Raw genomic sequence first — 22,260 nt, 5'->3', positions numbered from 1 at the left:
AAGTATATCAAAAATCATAGATCTTGGACAGTTTCTTAGACTTCTTACTCAAGTTAACGTTCTTATAAGCATTAACGCCCTTCTTGGCAATCACCGTGAGCTTCTTATTCTTTGGCATGGTTGAATAGTAAACCCGAACGACGTATTTGCGGCTGGCGGTGATGTAACCAATCTTGCCAGCGGTCTTAGTACCATGATTGACGTCGCGAACTTTATAACGGAGGGTGCCATTAGCGGAACGCTTATAGTCTAAGACGACAAACATTGGGCGGTTAACTCGTTTAGCCTTTGGATATTTAGCAATGCGCTGGTTCTTCTTGAAATTAGCGTTCTTGTACATATAAACGCCCTTGGTTGCGTAGACTGCGGCGCCTTGTTTGGCGGCGTAGTTTGGAACGATTACGGTTGGTGTAGCTGGATTTTTGGTAGTTGTGGAGGTAACAGTACTGTTGGTAGTTGACGATGTCGAAACAGTTGGTGTAACGACTAACGTCCCACCACCATTATTTGAAGGTGTCGAATTAGCAGTGTAATGAACCGTAACTGACTTATCAGTAGGTGCAGTTGTCTGACCACTAACTTTATCAAATGTTACTGCACTATGATCAGCTGTATAGCCCGTGACACTTGGCGTTGGAATTGTAACTGGTAAATTAGTGGTTGACCAATTTGACGTATTACCGGTTACCTTATCCTTCGTTCCTGTCCAGTTAACATCAATTGAATGTGTAACAGGTGTCAAGCTACCAGCACCTTCGTAGTTAACAATTGCGTGAGTGGTAGCTTCTGCAGGCTCTGTCTGGTGTTTCAAATTAACTGTCAGAGTCTTACCTGCCGCAACGGTATAATCAACAGAGCTTGACTGACCATCAGCTAATTCATAATTTACTGGAATTTTCTTCGCTGTGTTAACATCGTATGTTCCCGTGGTACCGTCATTTCCCAAAACTGTGTCGGTTGCAACAACTTTGTTACTATCATCATTGTCGACGTAGTTCACAGTCATTGAATTAGTCGTGTTGGCCTTAGTGAACGTAATATAGACTAAACTGTAATCACCGTTTGCGTAAATTATTTTAAACGGAACAGTGGTTCCAGATTGTAACTTATCAAATCCGCTAACTGCATAGTCATTTCCGTCATTATCACTTACAACGCTCAGACCATATTTGCTGTCAACAGTAATCGGAAAACTTGTGGTTGCGGAAACGCCAGCATCATAAGAAGCTATCCCATATTTAAAAATTGTATCGTTAGTTGGTAATGCTACCTGAATAGGCTTATCAACCGTCCCATTTTTAACGTCATCATCATCGGATGGTCCAAATCCCTTGGGGAACCAGTTGGGTCCCGGATTCAGATTTTTCAAATTGTCATAATAGCCTCCCGACTCATATGAATAATTAAAGGTCGTATTAAACGGCACTTCTTTTCCAGAAATCGGTGTTGCAGCCTTTAAGGCAAAATACAACGTTTGCGATCCAGTAAACATTGAACCTTGACCTGCAGTTCCCTTAGGTGTAATCGTGACCTCGGCTAAATCATTTGAATCCGTCATCTTATCAAAGCCCAATATAGTTGGCGTTTGGTTTGCATCATTATATGCGACTCTTAATCCAGTCGTAGCAACTGGGGTTCCATCCCGCTTGACTTCTTGAACCTTAAAATTAAAATAGTCACATTCAATGGCTAATTTGTTGAAGTCGTAATTTTTACTAGGATCCACTGCCCCCATCTTCCATGGATTGGCACCTAGCTTAAAGCCCGTCACTTTAAATGATCTGGTATCCGGGCTTCCATCTTGGATCGTATCGCCAACTTTAGCATCCGAAGGCACATAATTTCCATCCTTTGTTTGAAGACTAACGGTATGAGGATTACTAGATCCAACAATGTAAGGATTAGCCAGTGTTGCTTTATCTGCACTAAATGGCGCATTTTGTGCGCTAGGGTTCCAATCTTGAGAACTTACTGTAAATCCTTGAAGATATGAATAGTTCGGCAAAGACACTGGCGTTTTACCTTCGCCAGCAGGCAATAATCCCCACGTCATATGAGCTAGGTTATTGTCTGCTGTATCAGCCCGAGTTGTTGCTGAGCCTTGATACACCCCTACGAAGCCTGCCAAAATAGCGACTGTCATCATCGCTAACCACACGACTAATTTTTGAATATTACACTTATAATTTTCACTTGTTTTCACAATTAATCCCCCCAAAATGTGATTTTTCCATACGTTAAACGTCCTTGTGGTCTCCCCCTCTAAAATGATTAGTGACAAATTTCATGATAGGTACAGTTCACGACGAAATTAACATACCGTAATTGTATTCGCTATCATTTCAATACAATTATATCATTACTAATTTGTAGTAACGACATAATATCGCTTTAGTGTCCAAACCAACACATTCATTCTTGAAATCACTTCATCACTGTTACGAAGTGTGGATTTGCTGTTACAAACCCGCCAACAATCTGATACCGTTTAGTACCAAAACTAGTTGTCGAATACGGATGCGAATAGCCCCACTTTTTAACAGTTACAATGGTTCCCTTTTTGATCAGCTTTGTTCGCTTATTAAAATTAGCATTGTTGTAGCGATACTGGGACTTTTTAATCTTCAGTTGCTTAGGTTGCTTGTAACTGCCAGAAATGACCAGCTTGCGATTACCGGTGACATAATGACCGTTACTCAGGAGATAGCGAGTCGTTAAGTTGTGGTTAACAAAGCCCTTTACCTTAAGTTGGATACCCTGCTTATAATTCTTGACTTTGCCAGTCAAATTCTGATTCTTATATTCATTAACGCCTTTAGGATTAATGACCGTCAATGTCTTATGCATACTCCGGTAATATACCGGCCGGACATAGTTCCAGTTAGCGGTGATCACTCCACGTTTGCCATAAGTCTTACTGTGATGATTGACATCCCTAACGACATAGCGCAGACGTCCTTTCTGAGAACGGGCATAATCAGTTACCACAAACATCGGTCGGTTGATTCGCGGCTTCTTGGCATAACTGGCGATGCGATCTGCCTTCTTGAAAGTATTGTTTTTGTACATATAGATTTTCTTCAGAGAATAAACAGCTTCGCCCTTCTTGGCAACCACCCCATCGTTTGTTGTTGGTGTTGCAGGTGATTGGCTGGTAGTTGGTGCCCACTGATTATTAGTTGGAGTAGCTGGTTGGGTAGTGGTACTGGATGACCCGCTGGTTGGGTAGTGGTACTGGATGACCCGCCACCTGTTACTGATGAAGCTTTGTGGTAGTACAGGATAATGGTGTCTTGAGTTGACCCATCCTTATCAAGCGTACCAAGCTTGAATGAAGTTGGATTAGCATTATCTGGTGTGTATCCTGAAATTGATTGGCTTGGAATTGCTTTGGTTTCACCAAATTGACCATTTATCTGATCTGTTTTTCCGATCACCTTGTTATTATCATCAGCATCTTCATGGATCACATTAACGTTGATCTGTTTCGCAGCGTCTTTTTTGAAGTAGTATTTAACTGTTTGCAAAACATCCGTATATGGAATGGTTGACGTACTGTCTGCACCACCAAAAGGCAACGTTGCATGATTATAGTCATATCCAGCTGGTGCCTCTACTTTATCCAAGCGATAACCTTTGTCTTTCAAAGTTTGAATTTCACTAGGATCAATAGTTGCTGTGTCCTTTAACGAACCATTTAAAGTCTGCGTATCAGCAATTTTATCGTTAGTATCTTCATCAAGATATTCAACATTCACAACCCCTTGAGCAGAAAATGTTAATGAATCTATTTTAACGTTGACATTAGCTTGAGAGGACTGAGCCCCAGAAGAAATCGCCAAACTCATATTAGGATTGCTATCTGGAATTTGACCAGAAAAATCATGGGTGGCAGTATACGTTTTAGCACCATCAGCTTGATCCGTTGTAAATGTATAAGTCATGACTTTGTTCTTGACTGTAATATTAAAATGAAGCCATTTGCCCTTTCCAAAGTCACCATTGCTCAATCCTTGTGGGCTATTATTATCTGAAAGTAAATGTTTAACCCAATCAGATGTTAGTAAGATATCCGTTGAATTGTGACCAGTTAAATCTGATCGCTTAATATTCTGGAAGAAGGAAACATAAGGATTACCAGGCGTGCCAGGATCCTTTTCACTTCTCCCAGCCTCATCATATGGCCAGTATGCGGTATCTAAAGTAACACCAAATGCATTGGGGATACCGCCAACACCCATTCCTGAACCAGGATTTCCAATTTGGGTTGGGTCTCCAGGACGAAAAGCAAATAGCACCCCATCACTATATGTCGATCCGCCATTTCCAGGGGTAATTTCAATATCCCCTTGCATCGAAAAATTCTTAGACATATCAATCACACCATTTAGTAATGACATCCCCGCTTGAGCAGTAAAAGCAGGCGAATCATCTTGAACCATATTGATAATACCAGTATCTGGATTATACTTAGCCGTGTTATTATTTCCTGATGGTTCACTAAAATAGTCATTAAAATTATCTTTCGTGACATTTATTAATGTACCATCATCAGCTGCTGCAAAAGCAACCGATTGATTCCATGCAAATGATGGATTTCCGGTCAGTGTATTCAATACCGTTGGTGAAACTAGTAATGCTACACTCATACTTAACGATACCGTAATTTTCTTAATCAAGGTCCCTCTGCCAAAATGAACCTTGGTTGGCTGAGTACTCAGCCAACCAAAACGATGATTCAACATTTATAATCCCCTCCAATAACTCTTCTAGTAACCTATCAGTGCGTAATAGAAATATGTCACACAAACTACGACTACACTAATCCCCTATATAGGGTAAGCGGTGTAAGTATTTCAATTTAATTATATCATTAGGTATATTAAATGTAATAAAAAAATTTAGTAAAAATGCGGGTATAATTTTATATCCTACACTTCAAAAGCCACTCAGAATAACAGACCCAGACAGAAAAGAAGAAAAGCACCCCACTTCTGGAGTGCTCACAACTATGCTCATACTTGATCTATTTAACGGCCTTCACAAACTTATTATTAGCAGTCCCATCCCCACCTGCAATCTGATAACGCTTAGCACCAAATGTATTCAGTGCATACTCGTGTGAATACGTCCACTTTTTAACTTTTAAGATGGTACCTTTCTTAATCTGCTTAGTACGTTTACTGAAGTTGGCATTATTGTAACGATAAATCGTTTTCTTAACCTTAATCTTCTTAACTTGGGTGTGCTTGCCGGAAATCACTAGTTTACGATTTCCAGTTACGTAGTGCCCATTACTTAAAAGATACCTGGTCGTCAAGTTATGGTTAACAAACTGCTTAACCTTGAGTTGCGTCCCTTGTTTGAAGTTCTTAATTTTACCAGTCAGATTCTTATTTTTATACTCGTTAACACCACGGGTACTGATAACGGTCAAAGTCTTATGCGAACTTCTGTAGTAAACCGGACGAACGTAATCCCAGCTTGCGGTAATTAAGCCCTTTTTACCAGCTGTTTTACTGTGATGGTTAACATCCCGCACCACGTAACGCAATCGGCCGTTCTTGGAATGCGCGTAATCCGTCACCACAAACATTGGCCGGTTAATTCTTGGCTTCTTAGCGTAACTAGCAGTCCGCTCAGCCTTCTTGAAGGTCTTGTTCTTATACAAGTAAATCTTCTTCAAGGAATAAACTGCTTCGCCCTTCTTAGCAATGGCACTTGGCTGTTCAGTAGTAGTCGTCACTGTCCCACTTGGTGTAACTGGCGTTGGGGTCACTGGATTAACCGGATTAATTGGGTTAACCGGTGTTGGCGGATTCGGTGGTGTTGGCGTTTGTTTCTTATTGTAATAGTAAGTAACAATGATTGGCTGAATCCCGAACTTCCCCTTGACATTGGTTGGAAGCTTAGTTGTGTCCAGTTGATAAGTCTGATTATCCTTGGTAATCGTATCAACCTTGTATGGTGAAATAGAAGCATCATACGAAGCGTCAACGGTGCCCTTGATGATTTGATCGTTGGCAATTTGATTGTTGCCTTCATCCATGTATTTGACGGTGACTGGGCTTGCATTAACTGGTTGTGACTTGGTACTAAAAGTGTAAGTAACGGTTGGGATTGGTGTTGTATCAGCGAACTCACCACTAACTGGCGTGCTAACAATAATCGAATTGAAACTGTATTGCTCCTTTAGCTGGTCAATAATGTTTTGAATTGTTTGATTTTGAGAAGATGTCGTATCAGCCAAATTAAATGAATTATTATCACTTAATGCTAAATTCCATTTATCACCAAGATTTCCTGACAACGTTCGCTGCCCATATATATATTGGTTATTATCGCCATTCTTAAAGTCGACGTTTACATTTCCAACACTATCTGAAAGTTGATATGGTTGAACCACGTATCCTTGATATGGATGACTTGGATTGTCAAATAAGCTATCCTTCCAAATAACCGTCATATAGCCACCATTAACGGTATTATTCTTGTTTAAATTAGTCCAAGTTATCTGTTGCTTGGCAGGATCACTATACAACCCACCATCCGCTGTGCTCTTGTACTCAGCAGCAAAATTATTATAGTTAGGGTTGCTATCACCGGCAGCATAGTATGGTTTAACCGGCACATTATCGCCATCAACATTCTTGATAACAAAAGATGGTGTTGTAAAACTAGTTACTTTAGAGTTTAAGGTAACCATCGGCAACTCATATAATTGGTGAATAAATGTAAAGCTATTCCTCAATGTATCCTTTGATGATCCCAAATATGATGCATTAACAATATGATTCTCGCTCATTGCCGTGGACTTATCTACACCCGAGTCAAGCTTCTTGCCTACAAGAGAGCTTAGATCATAAACATCATCTAATTGGATATCGAGCATATTTAACTTATCCAGTGTCCTCAGTGCGCTAATATCAGATAAATCGCCATGCGGATATACTTCCCATGTATTAAATGCAGCGCTTTGATCAGGCGTTGCTCGAATAAATGTAATGTTAGATGCATACTGGATTCCTTCTAATGACTGCATATCAGATACTTGATTAAAATATTTTTGGTTATCATTTTGTTCGTCAGCACTGGGGTCAAATTTTGTTAGATTGTTGTTAAGCAATTCTTTTGTAATATCATTAGGCGAAGATAATTTCAGATCATAAACAACAAGTTGTTGCAAATTCTTATCAGGCATCCACTCATCAATGTACTGGTTCTTAGTATCGGGGTCCTGCCCCTTTGCGTCAGCCGGAATTTTATTCGCATAATCTTCACTCTGCCAACTTGGATTGATCGTTTTCAACCAAGCATCATGCTGCGCCGATGTGCCACCCATCCAATTACCATTGGCATCAGTATATGTGTTAGAATCTGCAGCCAGAGCGTTTTGTTGCACTGACCCAATGAAATTGAATGATAATGCGACAAAAACCGTTGCAATTCCAATTAATAATATCCTGAAAAGCCAGCGTATCTTACTCTCCTTTTGATCATAAATAACATCCATAATATAATCCCCCTCAGTATGAAAATTATGCCTAACAGGTATAGATCCCCCCTGTACTTTATAATTACAGTTTAGCACATTATCGTGATAGCGCTTTCATTAACGTTTAACTATTTATTTGATCTCAATAAAAAAGAAGGCAATCCACAAATTGTCTTCTTACCAGCTGTTTAATTCAAATTATGATAATCTGTCTAGCAATGTGCCGCTTTCTTGACCAACAACCAGTGACGCCAATTCATTGCCCTTACCAACAGCATCACTGATGGTTAATCCCGCAGCCAGACCACCGATCAAACCACCGCAGAAGGTATCTCCCGCACCAAGCGTGTTAACGACTTTACGCTGAGTTGGCGGCACCTTCCCTTCATCTGGACCAGCAAAGACATAAGCCCCCTGGTCGCCCAGCGTCACGATAACCGGCGCCCGCGTTTTGTCGTAAAGCTGGGCACATTTTTCACTGAGCTTCCCACTACCAGCCACAAGCTGATCAATTTCTGATTGATTACAATGAATCATCACGCCTTCAGACAACAGCCGCTCAATAGTTTTCCTCGAAATATACTGAATCCGCGGTGAAGCATCGAAAACCACTTCGGTTTCCAGTTTCCGTTTGGCAAGGGCAGATAAGATCACGTCTGCTGCCCGCTCGTCTTCCATTTCATAGCCGCTCACATAGAAGTAATCATAGTCGCCAATGTCGATCGTCTCAAACCAATCACTTTGCCAGAGCTGTTCGATCCCATTAACGGTCAAGAAGCTGCGTTCACCACTAGGCTCGACAAACGAAATGTCCCAGCCATTATCGGCACCACTCACGCTCAACATCACTGGAATTTTGCATCGGGCCATCTTTGCTCTAACCACATCAGCATACTGCCCCTCGCCAACAGGAACGAATAGATCGGCCGACTGCTGGGCGTATTTAACCGCGCCATAGACGTTAAATGCCGAACCACCAACGATATTTCCCCGCAGCTTACCACTCACGTCCTCGCCGGTGGTCGGCAACTTCGGCACATCCATGAGAACGTCGACGAACGCCGCGCCAATAATTAAGGTTCGTTTCATTTACGCCACCTTCTTCGCCGGTACCACAACTTTCCACAGCAACATGCAGACAATCGCAATCACTGCCGAGACAAATACACCCAAGCTATTATTTCTGAAGATTCCGTGAGCAAACGGTCCATTCCAGATTGCGTTGTTGGTGAATAAGAACCCGGTCGTCGTCGCTAATATCCAGGAAATAATCCCCCGCCAGTTATAATGTGTCTTCGAATCAGTTTCCAATAAGCTGACATCATAGCCCGCTGAGCGAAACATCACGCTGTCACAAAGAAAAATCGCGACCCAACTTGCCAAACAGATTCCCAGGAAGTTTAAAAAGAGTTCAAAATTACTCAAGAAATTGCCAGAGATAAACAACACGTAAATCGGGATTGCCAACACAATCAGGCCATGAATGATTAACGATGTCCGTTGTGTAACGTTGATCCCAATTGTCGCCAAATTAATTCGGGCTGACCGAAACGAAATGATACATTGAGGAATTAAACCGCCGGCGGCCACCAAAAAGTAAATTGGCCCAATCCATGTCGGCAGTGCTGAATACATAACTCCAAACGGATCACCAGTGGTTGCCAATGAAGGTTCAATCGTGCTTAATAAAACGCCACCGGCCATCAGAACGAATAGCGGCACCGCGCCACCCATGGTTGTGTTCCAAAAAGTTGCCGCCGGCTTGGTCTTCGTCGTGACATAGGCGCCCCAGTCGGCAGCAGCCATCGACCAAGAGATTCCGGATCCGGCCGCTACGATACTAACCGCTGGTAGCACCCCAGTAATCCAACTTCCTGTCGGTAGGCTAAAGGCCTCACGCCACTTCGCTTTGACCAGAAAAAGTACCAGAATCAATACGGTTAGAACGCCGAAGATCCAGCTTAACCAGGTTTGAATTTTAGCAAGGGTGGCTTCCTTAAGCAACCCAGAGAGCACAACCAAGCCACCAAAGATAGCCAGGGCAATCGCGGTGGTGACCGTGGATTTAGCTACGTGAATCACGCTAAATAACGAAACCAGCAATAACGTTCCCGTAATGACATTGACGGCGAGCCAACCGACCATGTTCAGCCAAGCGATTGCATTGGGGATCTTATTGCCATGAGTCCCGTAAGCCGCCCGACTTAATTTGAACGTGGTGACGCCCTCTTTTTGACCAATCATGGCTACCCACCCGGGAATGGTAAACGACAAGGCGCCAACTAACGACGCGATAATTGCTTGAACAAATGATAAATGATAGCTAACAATCATGGCACCAAAGACGAACCCCATGATGCCAATATTAGCCGCAAACCAGTTATAGAATAATTTGCCAGCAGTTAACGTTTTTTGTGATTCCGGAATCTTAATAATGTGATCATCCATAATTTCACCTCATTAACTCGTTACTTAAACTGTAAAATCTGATCGGCGTATGCCTTCAGATCGTGCTGTGGATTTTGGGTATCAATCAGCTGAACCCAGTCTGTCGGAATGGATCCGACCCCAGCTTTGGCGCCACAGATTGCGGTTGCCATCGCCCCAATCGTGTCCGTATCCCCGCCTAAATTGGCACACATTAACGCACACTTTTGAACATCCCGACAGTAATAGGCAATTGAAACGGCGGCGGGAATACTTTCAGAAATCATCGTGCCAGTTCCAATCACGTCATAAATTCGCTGACTAAATTGATCGTCATCTCCTTCATACTTTTGTGCGATATAAATTCCTAACAATAGCCGATCGTGGGTCTTAGCCGCCCAAGTTGAGGCACCAAGTTTAACCCCCTCATCATTAGCAGTTAACGCAAAATCGATGATATCGTCCCAATCCTGATAAACCATCGCTGCGGAAACCGCGCCCGCAATCATCGCCGCACCACTAATGGCCACGTCACTCGAGTGGGTAATTCGGGTAACGTCGAAAACTAGTTGTACCAACCGTTTCACATCCGCGGGTTCAAATAACGTCCCAATCGGTGCAATTCGCATCCCCGCGCCGTTAGTTAGTGCCTGATCAGTCACTGGCCGGGGATCTTGACCAGCTTTAATCGCCGACAACGCAGCCTTACTGCTGGGACCGAGAATATTGTGCTCCCAAGCACCGACGGCATCTGCCCACGCCATGATGTGTTTAACCAAAATTTGCTCATCAGGCTGCCAGTGAGTTTCAATCAGCGCATCCAATATTGCCAATGCCTGATTGGTGTCGTCGGTATACTGCCCCTTGGTAAAGTTTTGGGCAATGTCATTGTTCGTGGGGCCATCCAAAAAAGTCGTAATCTTGCCGTGAAACTGTTGGCGAATCTTCTCAACCGGCGAAAGTTCGGATGGCATCCCCATCGCATCGCCGATCGCCTGTCCATATAAGACACCGAGAATTTTATCCCTACTACGCATGTAAATCGCTTCTTTCTGAAATTCAGTAACGAATAAAAGTATATCGTACTTATATCGGTATTCTACAATATTTACGGGCAAATGTCTGCAACTTACCTGACTTTTTTGCATCGGATTTCAAAAAGTTCGTTAGACATAGATTAAGCCCCAGCAGACTGTCATTTGACGATAGCTGCTGGGGCTTAGTCTATATTTCAATATGAGAACTCGTAATGATTCCTATGAATTAAGTAACACGATCCTACTAAGAAGGTCAACCTCAAAAAACGTATGGCATATCCAAAACCGAATGGCTACCTAGCTAGTCATCATCTAATAACTTATGCGGATGAATATCTTCATTACGTTTAACTTTTTCAAAGCGGCGCGCCAATTCAGCTTCATACGCCTTTTCTTCGCGATTATGAACTTCACGCTGTTCTTTCTCTATCTGGGCTAATTCTTTTTTCTGTTCATCATCTAGTGAAGGGAGTTGCATAATTTTAATTAATTCTTCAACCGTGAGTTCATTGGCAATTTTATGAATAGTAGCCTTAACTTCTTCTGGACTTTTAAGCTGTTTGACCAATTTAATCACTCCTTACGATCCCTTTGATAATCTCCTGATTACGGATACAATGTTCAATCCCATTGGGAAGAAATGTATCGAGATAAGGATATAGACTTGTCGTTGTTGCACAACAGATACAATCCACCTGCTCAAATTGCCCCTCTTTAACCATTGACCTGATAAAAAATTCAAGCAAGGCACCGTCAAGTGAATGTTGTTTAAAGGTATTACGATAAAATCGTTTTAAAATAGTGACAGACTCTTTTACCCATTTTTCTAACAAAAAATCTCGAAGCAGCTTCATATCAGCTAAATCGTCAACTAGATTTAAGCAACGTTCCGGATTAATGTTAATGGTTATTTTAATAATAACATAGTCTTTACCAGAAGTGGTGGCTGGTAAAAATTGCCTCGCTAAATCCATATCATTTAGGAATCCATATGCGCCATACCCCAAACTTCCCGGCTTTTTTCTGTTGGTTCCCAGGTAGAATCGAGTCCAATCCGTCCTTGGAATCTTCATCCCGTCGCTAGTTATTTTTCCCCAACTAAACTGCGTTGTTGCGTGGTAAAGAACTACTCGATGCACATCCGTCTCCTCCAATATCAATATTTTATAAGATGTTTTGCCCATCTATATATTAAATACGTAAAAAGGATGACGAATATTCAGCTAAATACTTCTAGATTAATATCATCTAGTCAATTACATGAGAGATCTTAGAACACTCAAGCTTAATGGCAAATATATAACGAACTCGCACGACCGCAACTAGTTCTATGTGGTCGTGCAAGTCCGTTATATGAGTCAAATCTATTTAATTATCGCAACGAAAGAGCGGTTTCCAGTCACATACCCACCAACCACTTGATACCGTTTAGCACCAGAATTAGTCCGTGAATATTGGTTTGAATACTCCCACTTCTTAACCTTCAGAACCGTTCCCTTCTTAACGTTACTCAGTCGTTTGCTAAAGTTTGCGTTGTTGTAGCGATAAATCGTCTTCTTTGTCTTGATTTGCTTTGGCTGCGGCGATTTGCCAGCGACAATCAGTTTTCGGTTTGCGGTAATGAAGTTTCCGTTGGTTAATTGATAACGGGTCGTGAGGTTGTGGGTAACAAATTTCTTCACCTTCAGTTGCGTTCCCTGTTTGACGTTCTTCACCTTACCCGTTAAATTCTTGCGCTGGTACTCATTCACGCCATTCGGATTGATCACCGTTACCGTTTTATGCAGGCTGCGGTAGTATACCGGGCGGACGTACTGCCAGTTAGCCGTGATGTAGCCAGTCATCCCAGCGGTTTTACTGTGATGGTTAACGTCACGAACCTTGTATCGATTCGTGCCATTAGCTGACCTCGTATTCCCGGTTACGACAAACATTGGGCGATTAATGCGTGGCTTATTGGTGTAGCTAACGATCCGTTCAGTCTTCTTAAAAGTAGCATTCTTATATAAAAAGACTTTCTTAAGGGCATAGACAACTTCACCCTTTTGGGACATTGAACCGGTATTCGTCGTGGCTGATGAATCGTTTGGTTTTGCATCAGTTCCCGACGTGACACTCCCAGTTGGTGCTGATGACTTAATCTTCGTGTAGACTAACTTCAGACCCGTTTTCAAGTCACCATACGTTAACTTTGTGGGATCATCAATATTATGGCCGGCCGCATCTTGGAAGCTGGTAAAGGTATAACCTTCAATTGTCTTCTTCAAGTGATCTAAATCAGCGGCAGTGAGTTTGCCAGCTGGTCGGCCACTGATTTCGTTACCGGCAACATCAGCAATTAATTTACCACCTGCATCGACATAGCTCACTGAAATCTTGATAGCCTTGGGGCGGAAAATAATCGTTCGTTTTTCACCCGCTGCGGTATATTTCCCATCGGGATTTACAACAGTGGCCTTCCCATTTCCAGCTAGGTAATCGCTGTAATCGCCAGTGCCGCCGAGAATAACGGATTCCTCGTAACCCCGATTATTGGCAAGATCAAATGCATGCTTGGTATTTGCATCAGTATTGATATTATAAGGGGCGCCGATCGTGCCAGACAGGACCGTGGTTGGCGCGATGGTGACCAGCTTACCGTCAGCTTGAAGTAGTTTGTAGTCAACAGCAACATTACCAACGTCTTTCTTCAGCTGGTATGGCACCATAATCCAGCCCTCAAAATCAGAATTCGGATCCTTCCAGTGACTGGACAATGATCCATAATAGTCTTTTTGATCTGGTAAAAATTGCTTCCAGGTCAGGGTGGTGGTGTCAATATTCATGCTATCAGCGGTACTTGGATATAACGATGGGTAAGCATTCTTGTCGGTCACCGGATCAAATGGCTTAATCGGCAAATTGTCAGCCGCTAAATCCTTAATGATAAACGAAGGCGTCGTGTATTGCTGGATATCAGGATTCAGTGTAACCGGCGTTAGTAGAATGTGTTGGTAACTGAACCCATGTTGTAAGTTCAAGCCAGGATTTCCCCGATTAGTTTCCAATGGTGATAAATCAGCAATTTGATTGAATATCAAACTCAGCTCTTTTAATTTAGGCTTGTTGGCCAACGCAGAAACGTCATTAATTGATAGCATCGGCATTCTGACGATTTGTAGTTTGTCCAGGTTTTCCAAAGCACTAATGTCCCACAGGTTCCCATGAAGATCTTTTAAGTTCTCTCCGTATGCCATCCCAGTCAGTTTTGAGTCAGGATTGATCACAATGGTTTCTAAATTAGTCGCGTACTGAAGCCCTTCCAAAGTATGCAGACTCATCATCGCCTTATAATACAATGTTGGCACACCCTGGCTAATCTGCAAGTCATTAGTATTCTTGATAACTTTAATTGACTTCATATCATCCTTGGTGAGTTTTTCTCTGAATTCAGAAATGTCTTTATATTTTTTAGCAAAGTTTCCATAATAAATAAACAATTGTAAGCCATAATCTGGCATCCAATAATCAATTTGACCGGTCTTGTTTGCCGGAATGCTAGCTGCATATTCTGACCCCTTCCAAAGCTTAGCCCCGGACAGTTCATTAAACGGCCGGTGCACGTAAGTAAATTGTAAGTCCGGCCGCTTAGGAATGTTAAAGGTCTCAGAACGCTTCACAACGTTACTGGCGTTACTATCAGCCGCATTAACGGGATGATTGCCAGTAAGAGCCGTCATGGTGATCAAGGCAAAAAAAGCAATGAGTATTATTCTAATCTTAGTAACTAAATAACGATTTTGTTTAAATTCATCAGGTTTTTTCATCATAACCACTCCTTCTGACTGTGAGTGCCTTCATTTGTCTCCTTATATTATAATAGATTAATTATCTTGTTCATAATTTAACGCTCAACGATTACTGATGCGTTTTCGCGACCACAAAAAAACGGCAGGACCATTATTCCTACCGCTTATCTTGATTAATTATTTGACAATCTTGACATAGTGACTATTGGCCGTTACATAACCGCCAGCAACTTGATACCGTTTTGCGCCAAATGCGGTCATTGCATATTGATGAGAATAGTCCCACTTCTTGACTTTGAGAACCGTTCCTTTCTTAACCTTTGCAAGTCGCTTACCAAAGTTTGCGTTATTGTAACGGTAAATCGTCTTTTTCACTTTAATTTGTTTTGGCTGCTTGGCATTACCATAGATAACCAGTTTCCGGTTACCAGTAATGTAGTGACCATTACTTAGCAGGTAACGTGTTGTTAAGTTGTGGTTAACGAACCCCTTAACCTTTAGCTTAGTTCCCTGCTTATAGTTCTTAACTTTTCCAGTCAGATTCTTATTTCGATATTCGTTGACGCCATTTGGATTAATGACCGTCAATGTCTGATGCGAGCTTCGATAATACACTGGGCGGACGTAATCCCAATTAGCAGTAATCAGGCCCTTTTTACCAGCAGTCTTACTATGATGATTAACGTCTTTGACAACATAACGTAATCGACCGTTTTTCGAGTGTGCATAATCGGTAACCACAAACATTGGCCGGTTGATCCGGGGCTTCTTAGCATAACTGGCAATTCGCTGGGTCTTCTTAAAGGTTTTATCGGTGTACAAGTAAATTTTCTTTAAAGCATATACTGCTTCGCCCTTCTTCGCAATGGTACTTGGTTGTTTAGAAGTCGTAGTTGTCGATGTCGTGCCAGTACCTGGTGTTGGTGCTGGACTAGGTGATGGTGTCGGATTTGGTACCGGTGTTGGTGTCGGTGGATTTGGTGGTGTCGGCGTATTGCCATTCTTTTTATAAACTAACGTTAGTTTACCATCGAGGGCACCATAAGTTTCCGCGGCTAAGTTACCAATCCGGTTCCCCTTCGCATCTTGATAATAATCAAACGTGTAACCATTAATTGTCTTCGTGACGTTCGTAATATCATTAGCCGCTACTTTGTCTTCTGGATAACCCGAAATGGTCATATCAACAGCGTTGGGAATTGCCTTACCATCCGTGTCGACATAGTTAACGTTGATTACGTTACCGGCAACCTTCTGATAAAGAAAGACAATTTGCTTATCGTCGTTGCCAAATAACACCGCATTATTAGCCAGCTTAGTTAATTTTCCATTATCAATCGTTCCAAGACCGGTTAATTGATAGTGTGGAAAATCCTTTTTGACATCATTCAAATTCAATGCTGAGCCAATTGGTCCCTCTTTATCAACGGAAATTGGCGTATTGGTGCCATCCTCGTTAAATGCCACAAACTTAGTTGCGTCATTGGGATCGGCATAGCCATATTTCACATTAATTGTTGAAGTTCCCTCAGTAAAAATGATCGTCCGGTTTTGCGGATTATCGGTATACGTTCCTGACGGACCAACATAATTAGCGTCCCCGTTGCCAGCTAAATAATCGAGGTATTTACCAGAACCATCCAGAATAATAAATGATTTATATCCCAAAGTTCCGATTAGTTTTCCCAAAGTGTACTGAGTATTCGGATCAGTGCCAAGATTGTAGCTAGCCCCAACCGTTCCAGAAAGTACAGTCGTTGGCGCTAATGTCAATTGGTTGCCGTCTGCTTGAAGCATTTGGTAATTAACGTTCACGTTACCAATATTATCTTTGAATTGGTATGGTACCAGGATCCAACCCTCAAAATCTGAATTAGGATTGGTGTCGGCCCAATGGCTAGATAATGCTCCATAATAATTTGTTGGATCCGGCAAAAAATTAGTCCAGTTTAAAGTCGTTGGATCCACATTCTTACTGTCAGTCGTACTTGGGAAAAGTGATGGATATTGTGTTTTTTCTGTATCAGAATTATATGGCTTGACAGGTAAATTGTGAGCTTGTAAATCTTTAATAATAAATGATGGGGTCGTATAAGCATTCGTACCCGTTTTAAGCGTAATTGGTGCGAGTAAGATATGCTGAAAAGCAAATCCGTGTGACAAATTTAATCCAGGATTGTTTTTGTTAGTTGCTAATGGTGACAAATCTGCAATTTGATTGTAGGCTAAGGAAACACTCGTAAGATTGGGCTTATTAGCCAAAGCAGAGATATCATCAATCGAAAACATTTGAATCGAAACGGTGGTTAAACCGTTCAAATTAGCCAATGCGCCAATATCCCAAAGGTTTCCATTTTGAAACGGATTGCCAAAAGCAACTTGACTCACATCAGTGTCGGGGGTCAAGTTAATAGTAGTCAAGTTAGTTGCATACTGAAGACCCTCTAACGTTTCCATTGCCATCAAGGTACTGTAATAAGTAGTTGGCGATGGATTACTGTCGGTACCGCCATTTTGTTTAGTGTCATTACTATCGATCTCAGTAACCGCTTTCATATCATTCTTAGTAAATTTAGCGCGGAAATCATTCAAGCTTGTGTACTGACTGCTAAAGTTACCCAGATATAAGAAATACTGAAAAACTTGATCAGGCATCCACTCATCAATGTAATAAGCGTTGGTTTGAGGGTCAACCCCTTTAGCATCAGCCGGAATTTTCGCGGCATACTCAGCACCCCGCCAGGCATGTTGCCCTTGAACCTGAGTCAGAGGACGATGCTGATAGGTGTACTGTAGCACCCTCGTTTTACTAATGTTAAATTCATTTTTTGCCGGCACGGTATCATCGTCCGCACGACTATTAACCGGCGCTACCATCATAAAAAGTCCCAATAACGCAATAATCGACACGATGATTAGAGCCACTCTGTGTCTGATCAAATGATCGTGACCCACATGTGAATCTCCAATACTATGTTTACTCATCATAAACACCCCTCTCAAGTATTTTGTTTCCCCATCTATCGTTACTTTAACATTTTAATAATGGCAAATGGGAACTTTTGACTTGGAAAAATCTTCGCTAGTGCGGCGTAAGACAAGGTTAGACAAGGTTAATAGATATAATTTGTATTTAAAGCATTCAATAACATATGTGTAATGATAACAACGACATTGATTACCCAAAAGAATGATCGCAAAACAAAGACAGAAGAACCCGCAAAATTCGGTGGGTTCTTCTGTCCTATTTTTACTTCAGTAGCACTACAAAATAGCAAAAGCATTATGATAAAAAGGCGTCAATTTTAAATATTGGGCTACGGATATGACATTTCAAAATTTAAACCCAAACTTGCCCGTCACCAAAAAGAGCTGCAAGGATTCTTGTAGCTCTAGTTAAACACCGTCTTCAAATCATAAACCGAATTGCCGCTAATATCACACCAACCAAAACGATATTGGTACCAATATACCAAATAATTAAGCTGTTTTTACTCTTTTCAATCTTTGTGTTAACACTCTCAAATTGTGTATTAACACCTTCAAACCTCGTATTAACCTTCTCAAATTTGGTATTAACCTCTTCAAATCTCGCGTCTAAGTTAGCTTCCATCAAATCCATTCGATGTGTAAGATTGGTTTCTACATCCTTGAGCTCCTGCTTTGTCGCAAATTGACTGGGGTCCATTGGTCCACCACCTCCGTTTTTGCGTAACGTGTTATCCATACCCTTTTTTGAAAAATCATTAACCCCGGCGCTATTCTCCATTTCGCTTCACTTCCAATAAACGGGATCGCCATTCATTTCTATTTCTTGCTGTTATCATATCTTAAACTCCCCTCTGGATTCAACTCATGGCTATTTCGGGTTTTTACCGGTCGGTGCCGGCTACTTTATAAATACGTAAATTAGATTGGAATCTTTTAAACCATAACCAGCAATGTGTCCGACACTTTCGAATATTGCTAGTAAATCAATCCAATTTTCACCCTATATTTTATTGACAATTAATTTTGTTGAGTTCTGAAAAAGAGAAGCAAAATTTTTTATTCAATAAAAGACTAGCTAAGATGGTCCATCAATTTTTCTCCTTTAAAAATAGTTAATAAAAAATTCATGTCATCATCTTTATACAGATAGACATGAACTTTAATGAAATTCAATCTAATGAAATACCCTTGCAATCCCCGCCACATTCGACCGCTGGCCATTCTTAATCGGTTGAACCATAATGCGTGGTGGCCAGCTTTCGATAACTCGGTTACGGCCTAGGTAGATGGCGACGTGCCAAATAGTATGCGTGCCTGGTTGGTAATAGAACACCAGATCACCACGTTGCCGTTGTGAGTAAGCAACGTGTTTGAACTTCTTTGATGCCCACAAGTTACGGGAGTTCCACTCGTTTCCTGGATAGGCATGGTGAATGGCACTCACTGGAAGTGGATTGATCCCACCAGCATACAGCCCTTGGATCACTAAGCCCGAACAATCAGTCCCATACTTGGGGCTTGACGATGAGCCTACTAAATATGGATTACCCAGATAACGGTAAGCCTGGTGAATCATGGCTTCGATGTGAGCGGAACGCCCTTCCCATGCCTGCGCACCAAGTGGGGCAACGTAACTATCAATTGCTGTCCAAGCTGTCTTGGAAAAGCCCATCTTAAGCCAAGTCTGCTCGTTGACGTTACCGGTCACCTTAAGATGATGGCGGCGTTGAAAGTTCTTAACGGCATTGTAAGTTGCTTGGTTATACTTGTCGTACCCACCAAACGTACCCATTTTGCGCATAATGTACCAAGTTTTAATGCCCTCAAAGCCCCGTTTAACGGTATAACCAACCTGCCCATGCGGCTTGATTTGGTGATATTGAACCTGATAATACCGCTTGGGGTTCTGGTAGCCCGCCGTTTTAGTCACAAAAGCCTTGCTGGCAGTTACGTAACGACCTGTATTCGTTTTTAAAACCGGTGCTTTACCAGTTGCCGTTACTACCTTAGTAATTTTTGCATAATGGTTAGCGGCAACCGTCTTGTCCTTCACCCGCTTGTCAGCGTCTTTATAATAAACAACCCGTTTTTTCGTCTTAATAATACCGGGATTAACCGTATAATAGCTAGAACTTGCTTGGGCTGATAAGCCGGCATTGAGACCAATCATGGCTAAAAGCGCCGCCACCATCATTAACCTCGCAACCTTAAATTTGTGTTTCTTCATTATATAACCCTTCCCCTCTTCATAGAACTTTGGACACTAACTCTTAACAGCAGAAGCTTTGCTCCGCTCACTTATTAGGACAGCTGTANTAAAAATCCCAGAACCAGGGATTTCCAGTAGCGGAGACTTACACTTCGATCCCTAACCGCTTTGATCCGCTCACTAATAGCTTAAAGCTCTATAACCATCCCGCGCCCAATGCCACTGCATCTTCTTAATTGTCATACTGGTTTTCTTATTCGTCCAAGGGTCGTTGTAATAAAACCTTGTCCGCGAATACCCCGCTATCGTGATGGCGTGATTCACAAAACCATCAACGTTATACACCCAGACAACCACTGGACGGCCAGCGTTAATCTTGGTCTTAATTGCATTGGGCTTAGCACCCGTCATATTTTTGGCACTGCCAACGTGGCGCTTAACCACTCCTAACAATCCCTTGGGATAAATATACCACCCGGTCGGACTATATGGGCTTCCCACAAATCCCTTGTTCGGATTGTGGCTGCGCGGCGTCTGCTTGGCTAACTGCATCTTGGTCACTTTGGAACCGGCAAAGTTAAGCATCATCGTTGTCGCCACAATTTCACAGCCAGTCGGTAGTTCCGGGCGTTGGGCGATTAGCGGTACGTTCAACCAGCGAGCCGATTGATCGACTGCGTTTTGGTTAATCCAACCGCTAAAATGCTTATAGGTAAATTTCAACCAAGTTTCAGTTTGCACCTTCGCTTGCTTCGTAATATGCACCCGCTTAGCTGCATAAGACCGTGATTGCGCAATTGGGGTCATATTATCCGCTCCCGTTTTCCAAGGACCGGATTTATAAATCCCATAACTATGGTAAGAACTTGAGTTAATTTTGAGATCATAATTGACCGTTTGCCGACTAGTAACCTGCCGATAAACCGGTTTGGTATCCGTGGCCGTTTGCTGATTAGAATCAGTGCCCGAACCCGTGGTTGCGCCACCATTTTGAGTCGCATTCGGATCCGTCCCAGAATTTGCATCCGCTTGTGCAGGCATGCCACTACCCAACATCCCCAGCACGACACCAATTAAAATCAGTAGTCGCCAACCTCTTAAATTGTGCATTTATTTTCTCCCCTCACGATAAGCCACGTGTCATTATACTATGAGCCGATAGTTGTTGACTAGGGGAATTCTAAAAGCAGTACCACAAACCAGGTTTACTCGAAATTGCTTAAGCTTATAGCAAATTCTTCATAGACTTATGCCGATTTTGCAATCTATAATTGGTGTAAAACAGTTGACGGGGTTTTCCATTGTCTGTAAGATAGATTTTTGTAATATTACGATTATCTGATACATCAGTAACTGCTTATGTCAGCCTATCCCTGGGGAAGGACATGACAATATCGCTAATCACAACCATTATTAGGGGGATTATTTCTTGGATTTTACCGAAAGTTTAACGTCCATGGGCAAGAAAGCCCATCTTCATTCACTCGACCTATCAAAGTTATGTTTAAATCACATCAAGCACCACCTTACTTCGTACCACCCAACCTACCCAAGCATCTATATGATAATTGCGTTAAAGAATGCCCGCTTCAAGGCCGCCATTCTTGATGCAAACCAGGGACTAATTGCCGTTCCCCAAACACCTAAACAACTACTGCGGAAAATGGTCCAACAATTCGAAACTATGTCACAATGGGAAATGAGGCAAATTGCCTTGTACAAAGGCATCAAGGAATATATTCCCTATGTTTACGGTGGCCTCAGCTTTTCACCGCTAAAAACAACCGCAGATGGTAGGCAAAATTGGATTGCGACTCCCAAAATTGAGGGCATGCAGGATCACACCAACCTACACCAGATCAAAGTTTGGTTCGAGGGTGAGCCTAGTGTTCCTGTTATTATCCCAACGACTCAAAATTTCCTATTTGAACGCAAAAAGAAAGCCCACATTCTCCAACGCGTTCATGAATCCGTGTTAGAACAGCGGGCGATGGCTTTTAGTACAGCTTTTCAGGACCCCTACCAACGTTATAAGTACAGTTCTTTCAGAGAGGATCCGTTGGCATTAGACAAATTTCTCACCCGGGCAAGAATGCAGCTCGCCTTCAGCTATGCCGAATTCGATTATACTGAGTAAGATCTTGATCGGGTGACCCGACTATGTATAGATTGAGGCTAATGACGATCCACCCCAGCAAGCTCTCACCGCCACAGCTTGGCAATGCACAAGCTATGAAACCAATTTTGCCGATTCCAATCGGCCGCTGGTCGCGGCCATTGGCACCTTGAAAGGTGCCAAGACTGTTGCATCAA

General features: G+C 42.2%; 15 protein-coding genes. 1 reads left to right on the top strand and 14 read right to left on the bottom strand.

The annotated features are described in order from the left end of the window. Positions 1-7: 7 nt before the first annotated feature. The 14 genes from FC98_RS12235 to FC98_RS12170 all read right to left on the bottom strand — a co-directional run bounded on the left by FC98_RS12235 (position 8) and on the right by FC98_RS12170 (position 21,057). Positions 8-2,203: a mucin-binding protein gene (locus FC98_RS12235; RefSeq protein ID WP_056949650.1), complete on the bottom strand. Its 2,196-nt coding sequence runs from the start codon at positions 2,201-2,203 to the stop codon at positions 8-10. A gap of 221 nt (positions 2,204-2,424) precedes the next feature. After that, positions 2,425-3,069, bottom strand: coding sequence for a DUF5776 domain-containing protein (locus tag FC98_RS12230; RefSeq protein WP_054655900.1), 645 nt, complete (start codon positions 3,067-3,069; stop codon positions 2,425-2,427). 11 nt (positions 3,070-3,080) lie between these two features. Next, complete coding sequence (locus FC98_RS12225; RefSeq protein ID WP_056949649.1) at positions 3,081-4,745, bottom strand: lectin-like domain-containing protein; 1,665 nt, start codon at positions 4,743-4,745, stop codon at positions 3,081-3,083. A 281-nt stretch (positions 4,746-5,026) separates the two neighbouring features. After that, entirely contained in the window at positions 5,027-7,513 is a 2,487-nt protein-coding gene (locus FC98_RS15210; RefSeq protein ID WP_056949648.1) for a DUF5776 domain-containing protein, read from the bottom strand. 180 nt (positions 7,514-7,693) lie between these two features. After that, on the bottom strand, positions 7,694-8,584 hold the full coding sequence (locus tag FC98_RS12215; RefSeq protein WP_054655912.1) for a PfkB family carbohydrate kinase: 891 nt from the start codon (positions 8,582-8,584) through the stop codon (positions 7,694-7,696). Next, entirely contained in the window at positions 8,585-9,943 is a 1,359-nt protein-coding gene (locus FC98_RS12210; RefSeq protein WP_056949647.1) for a purine-cytosine permease family protein, read from the bottom strand. It lies immediately after the preceding gene. A 20-nt stretch (positions 9,944-9,963) separates the two neighbouring features. Further along, positions 9,964-10,959, bottom strand: coding sequence for an ADP-ribosylglycohydrolase family protein (locus FC98_RS12205; RefSeq protein ID WP_056949646.1), 996 nt, complete (start codon positions 10,957-10,959; stop codon positions 9,964-9,966). A gap of 301 nt (positions 10,960-11,260) precedes the next feature. Next, positions 11,261-11,527: a DUF1679 domain-containing protein gene (locus tag FC98_RS12200; RefSeq protein WP_054655914.1), complete on the bottom strand. Its 267-nt coding sequence runs from the start codon at positions 11,525-11,527 to the stop codon at positions 11,261-11,263. A 1-nt stretch (position 11,528) separates the two neighbouring features. Then, positions 11,529-12,098, bottom strand: a complete 570-nt coding sequence (locus FC98_RS12195; protein ID WP_056949645.1) for a hypothetical protein — start codon at positions 12,096-12,098, stop codon at positions 11,529-11,531. 225 nt (positions 12,099-12,323) lie between these two features. Next, positions 12,324-14,768 carry a DUF5776 domain-containing protein gene (locus FC98_RS14745; RefSeq protein WP_235803632.1) on the bottom strand — a complete coding sequence of 815 codons (2,445 nt, stop codon included), beginning with the start codon at positions 14,766-14,768 and terminating at the stop codon, positions 12,324-12,326. Positions 14,769-14,924: 156 nt separating this feature from the next. Continuing rightward, positions 14,925-17,735, bottom strand: a complete 2,811-nt coding sequence (locus tag FC98_RS15205; RefSeq protein ID WP_156637303.1) for a DUF5776 domain-containing protein — start codon at positions 17,733-17,735, stop codon at positions 14,925-14,927. Between the two features lie 421 nt (positions 17,736-18,156). Continuing rightward, entirely contained in the window at positions 18,157-18,516 is a 360-nt protein-coding gene (locus FC98_RS12180; protein WP_056949642.1) for a hypothetical protein, read from the bottom strand. A 396-nt stretch (positions 18,517-18,912) separates the two neighbouring features. Further along, entirely contained in the window at positions 18,913-19,908 is a 996-nt protein-coding gene (locus tag FC98_RS12175) for a DUF5776 domain-containing protein (protein WP_420805297.1), read from the bottom strand. 219 nt (positions 19,909-20,127) lie between these two features. Continuing rightward, on the bottom strand, positions 20,128-21,057 hold the full coding sequence (locus FC98_RS12170) for a C39 family peptidase (RefSeq protein WP_235803631.1): 930 nt from the start codon (positions 21,055-21,057) through the stop codon (positions 20,128-20,130). A gap of 319 nt (positions 21,058-21,376) precedes the next feature. Here FC98_RS12170 and FC98_RS12165 point away from each other — a divergent pair, with 319 nt between their 5' ends. After that, on the top strand, positions 21,377-22,084 hold the full coding sequence (locus tag FC98_RS12165) for a hypothetical protein (protein WP_054655929.1): 708 nt from the start codon (positions 21,377-21,379) through the stop codon (positions 22,082-22,084). Positions 22,085-22,260: the final 176 nt, after the last annotated feature.

Origin of the sequence: Lentilactobacillus kisonensis DSM 19906 = JCM 15041 (assembly GCF_001434135.1) — a bacterium.
In the GTDB taxonomy this organism is placed as follows: domain Bacteria; phylum Bacillota; class Bacilli; order Lactobacillales; family Lactobacillaceae; genus Lentilactobacillus; species Lentilactobacillus kisonensis.
This window is presented reverse-complemented; position numbering and strand designations above follow the sequence as displayed.

What these genes read in the sequence shown, in the direction of transcription:
- FC98_RS12230 (WP_054655900.1), bottom strand. Translation starts at nt 3,069, where the DNA reads ATGTACAAAAACAATACTTTCAAGAAGGCAGATCGCATCGCCAGTTAT.
- FC98_RS12225 (WP_056949649.1), bottom strand. Translation starts at nt 4,745, where the DNA reads ATGTTGAATCATCGTTTTGGTTGGCTGAGTACTCAGCCAACCAAGGTT.
- FC98_RS15210 (WP_056949648.1), bottom strand. Translation starts at nt 7,513, where the DNA reads ATGGATGTTATTTATGATCAAAAGGAGAGTAAGATACGCTGGCTTTTC.
- FC98_RS12215 (WP_054655912.1), bottom strand. Translation starts at nt 8,584, where the DNA reads ATGAAACGAACCTTAATTATTGGCGCGGCGTTCGTCGACGTTCTCATG.
- FC98_RS12210 (WP_056949647.1), bottom strand. Translation starts at nt 9,943, where the DNA reads ATGGATGATCACATTATTAAGATTCCGGAATCACAAAAAACGTTAACT.
- FC98_RS12205 (WP_056949646.1), bottom strand. Translation starts at nt 10,959, where the DNA reads ATGCGTAGTAGGGATAAAATTCTCGGTGTCTTATATGGACAGGCGATC.
- FC98_RS14745 (WP_235803632.1), bottom strand. Translation starts at nt 14,768, where the DNA reads ATGATGAAAAAACCTGATGAATTTAAACAAAATCGTTATTTAGTTACT.
- FC98_RS15205 (WP_156637303.1), bottom strand. Translation starts at nt 17,735, where the DNA reads ATGATGAGTAAACATAGTATTGGAGATTCACATGTGGGTCACGATCAT.
- FC98_RS12180 (WP_056949642.1), bottom strand. Translation starts at nt 18,516, where the DNA reads ATGGAGAATAGCGCCGGGGTTAATGATTTTTCAAAAAAGGGTATGGAT.
- FC98_RS12175 (WP_420805297.1), bottom strand. Translation starts at nt 19,908, where the DNA reads ATGATTGGTCTCAATGCCGGCTTATCAGCCCAAGCAAGTTCTAGCTAT.
- FC98_RS12170 (WP_235803631.1), bottom strand. Translation starts at nt 21,057, where the DNA reads ATGCACAATTTAAGAGGTTGGCGACTACTGATTTTAATTGGTGTCGTG.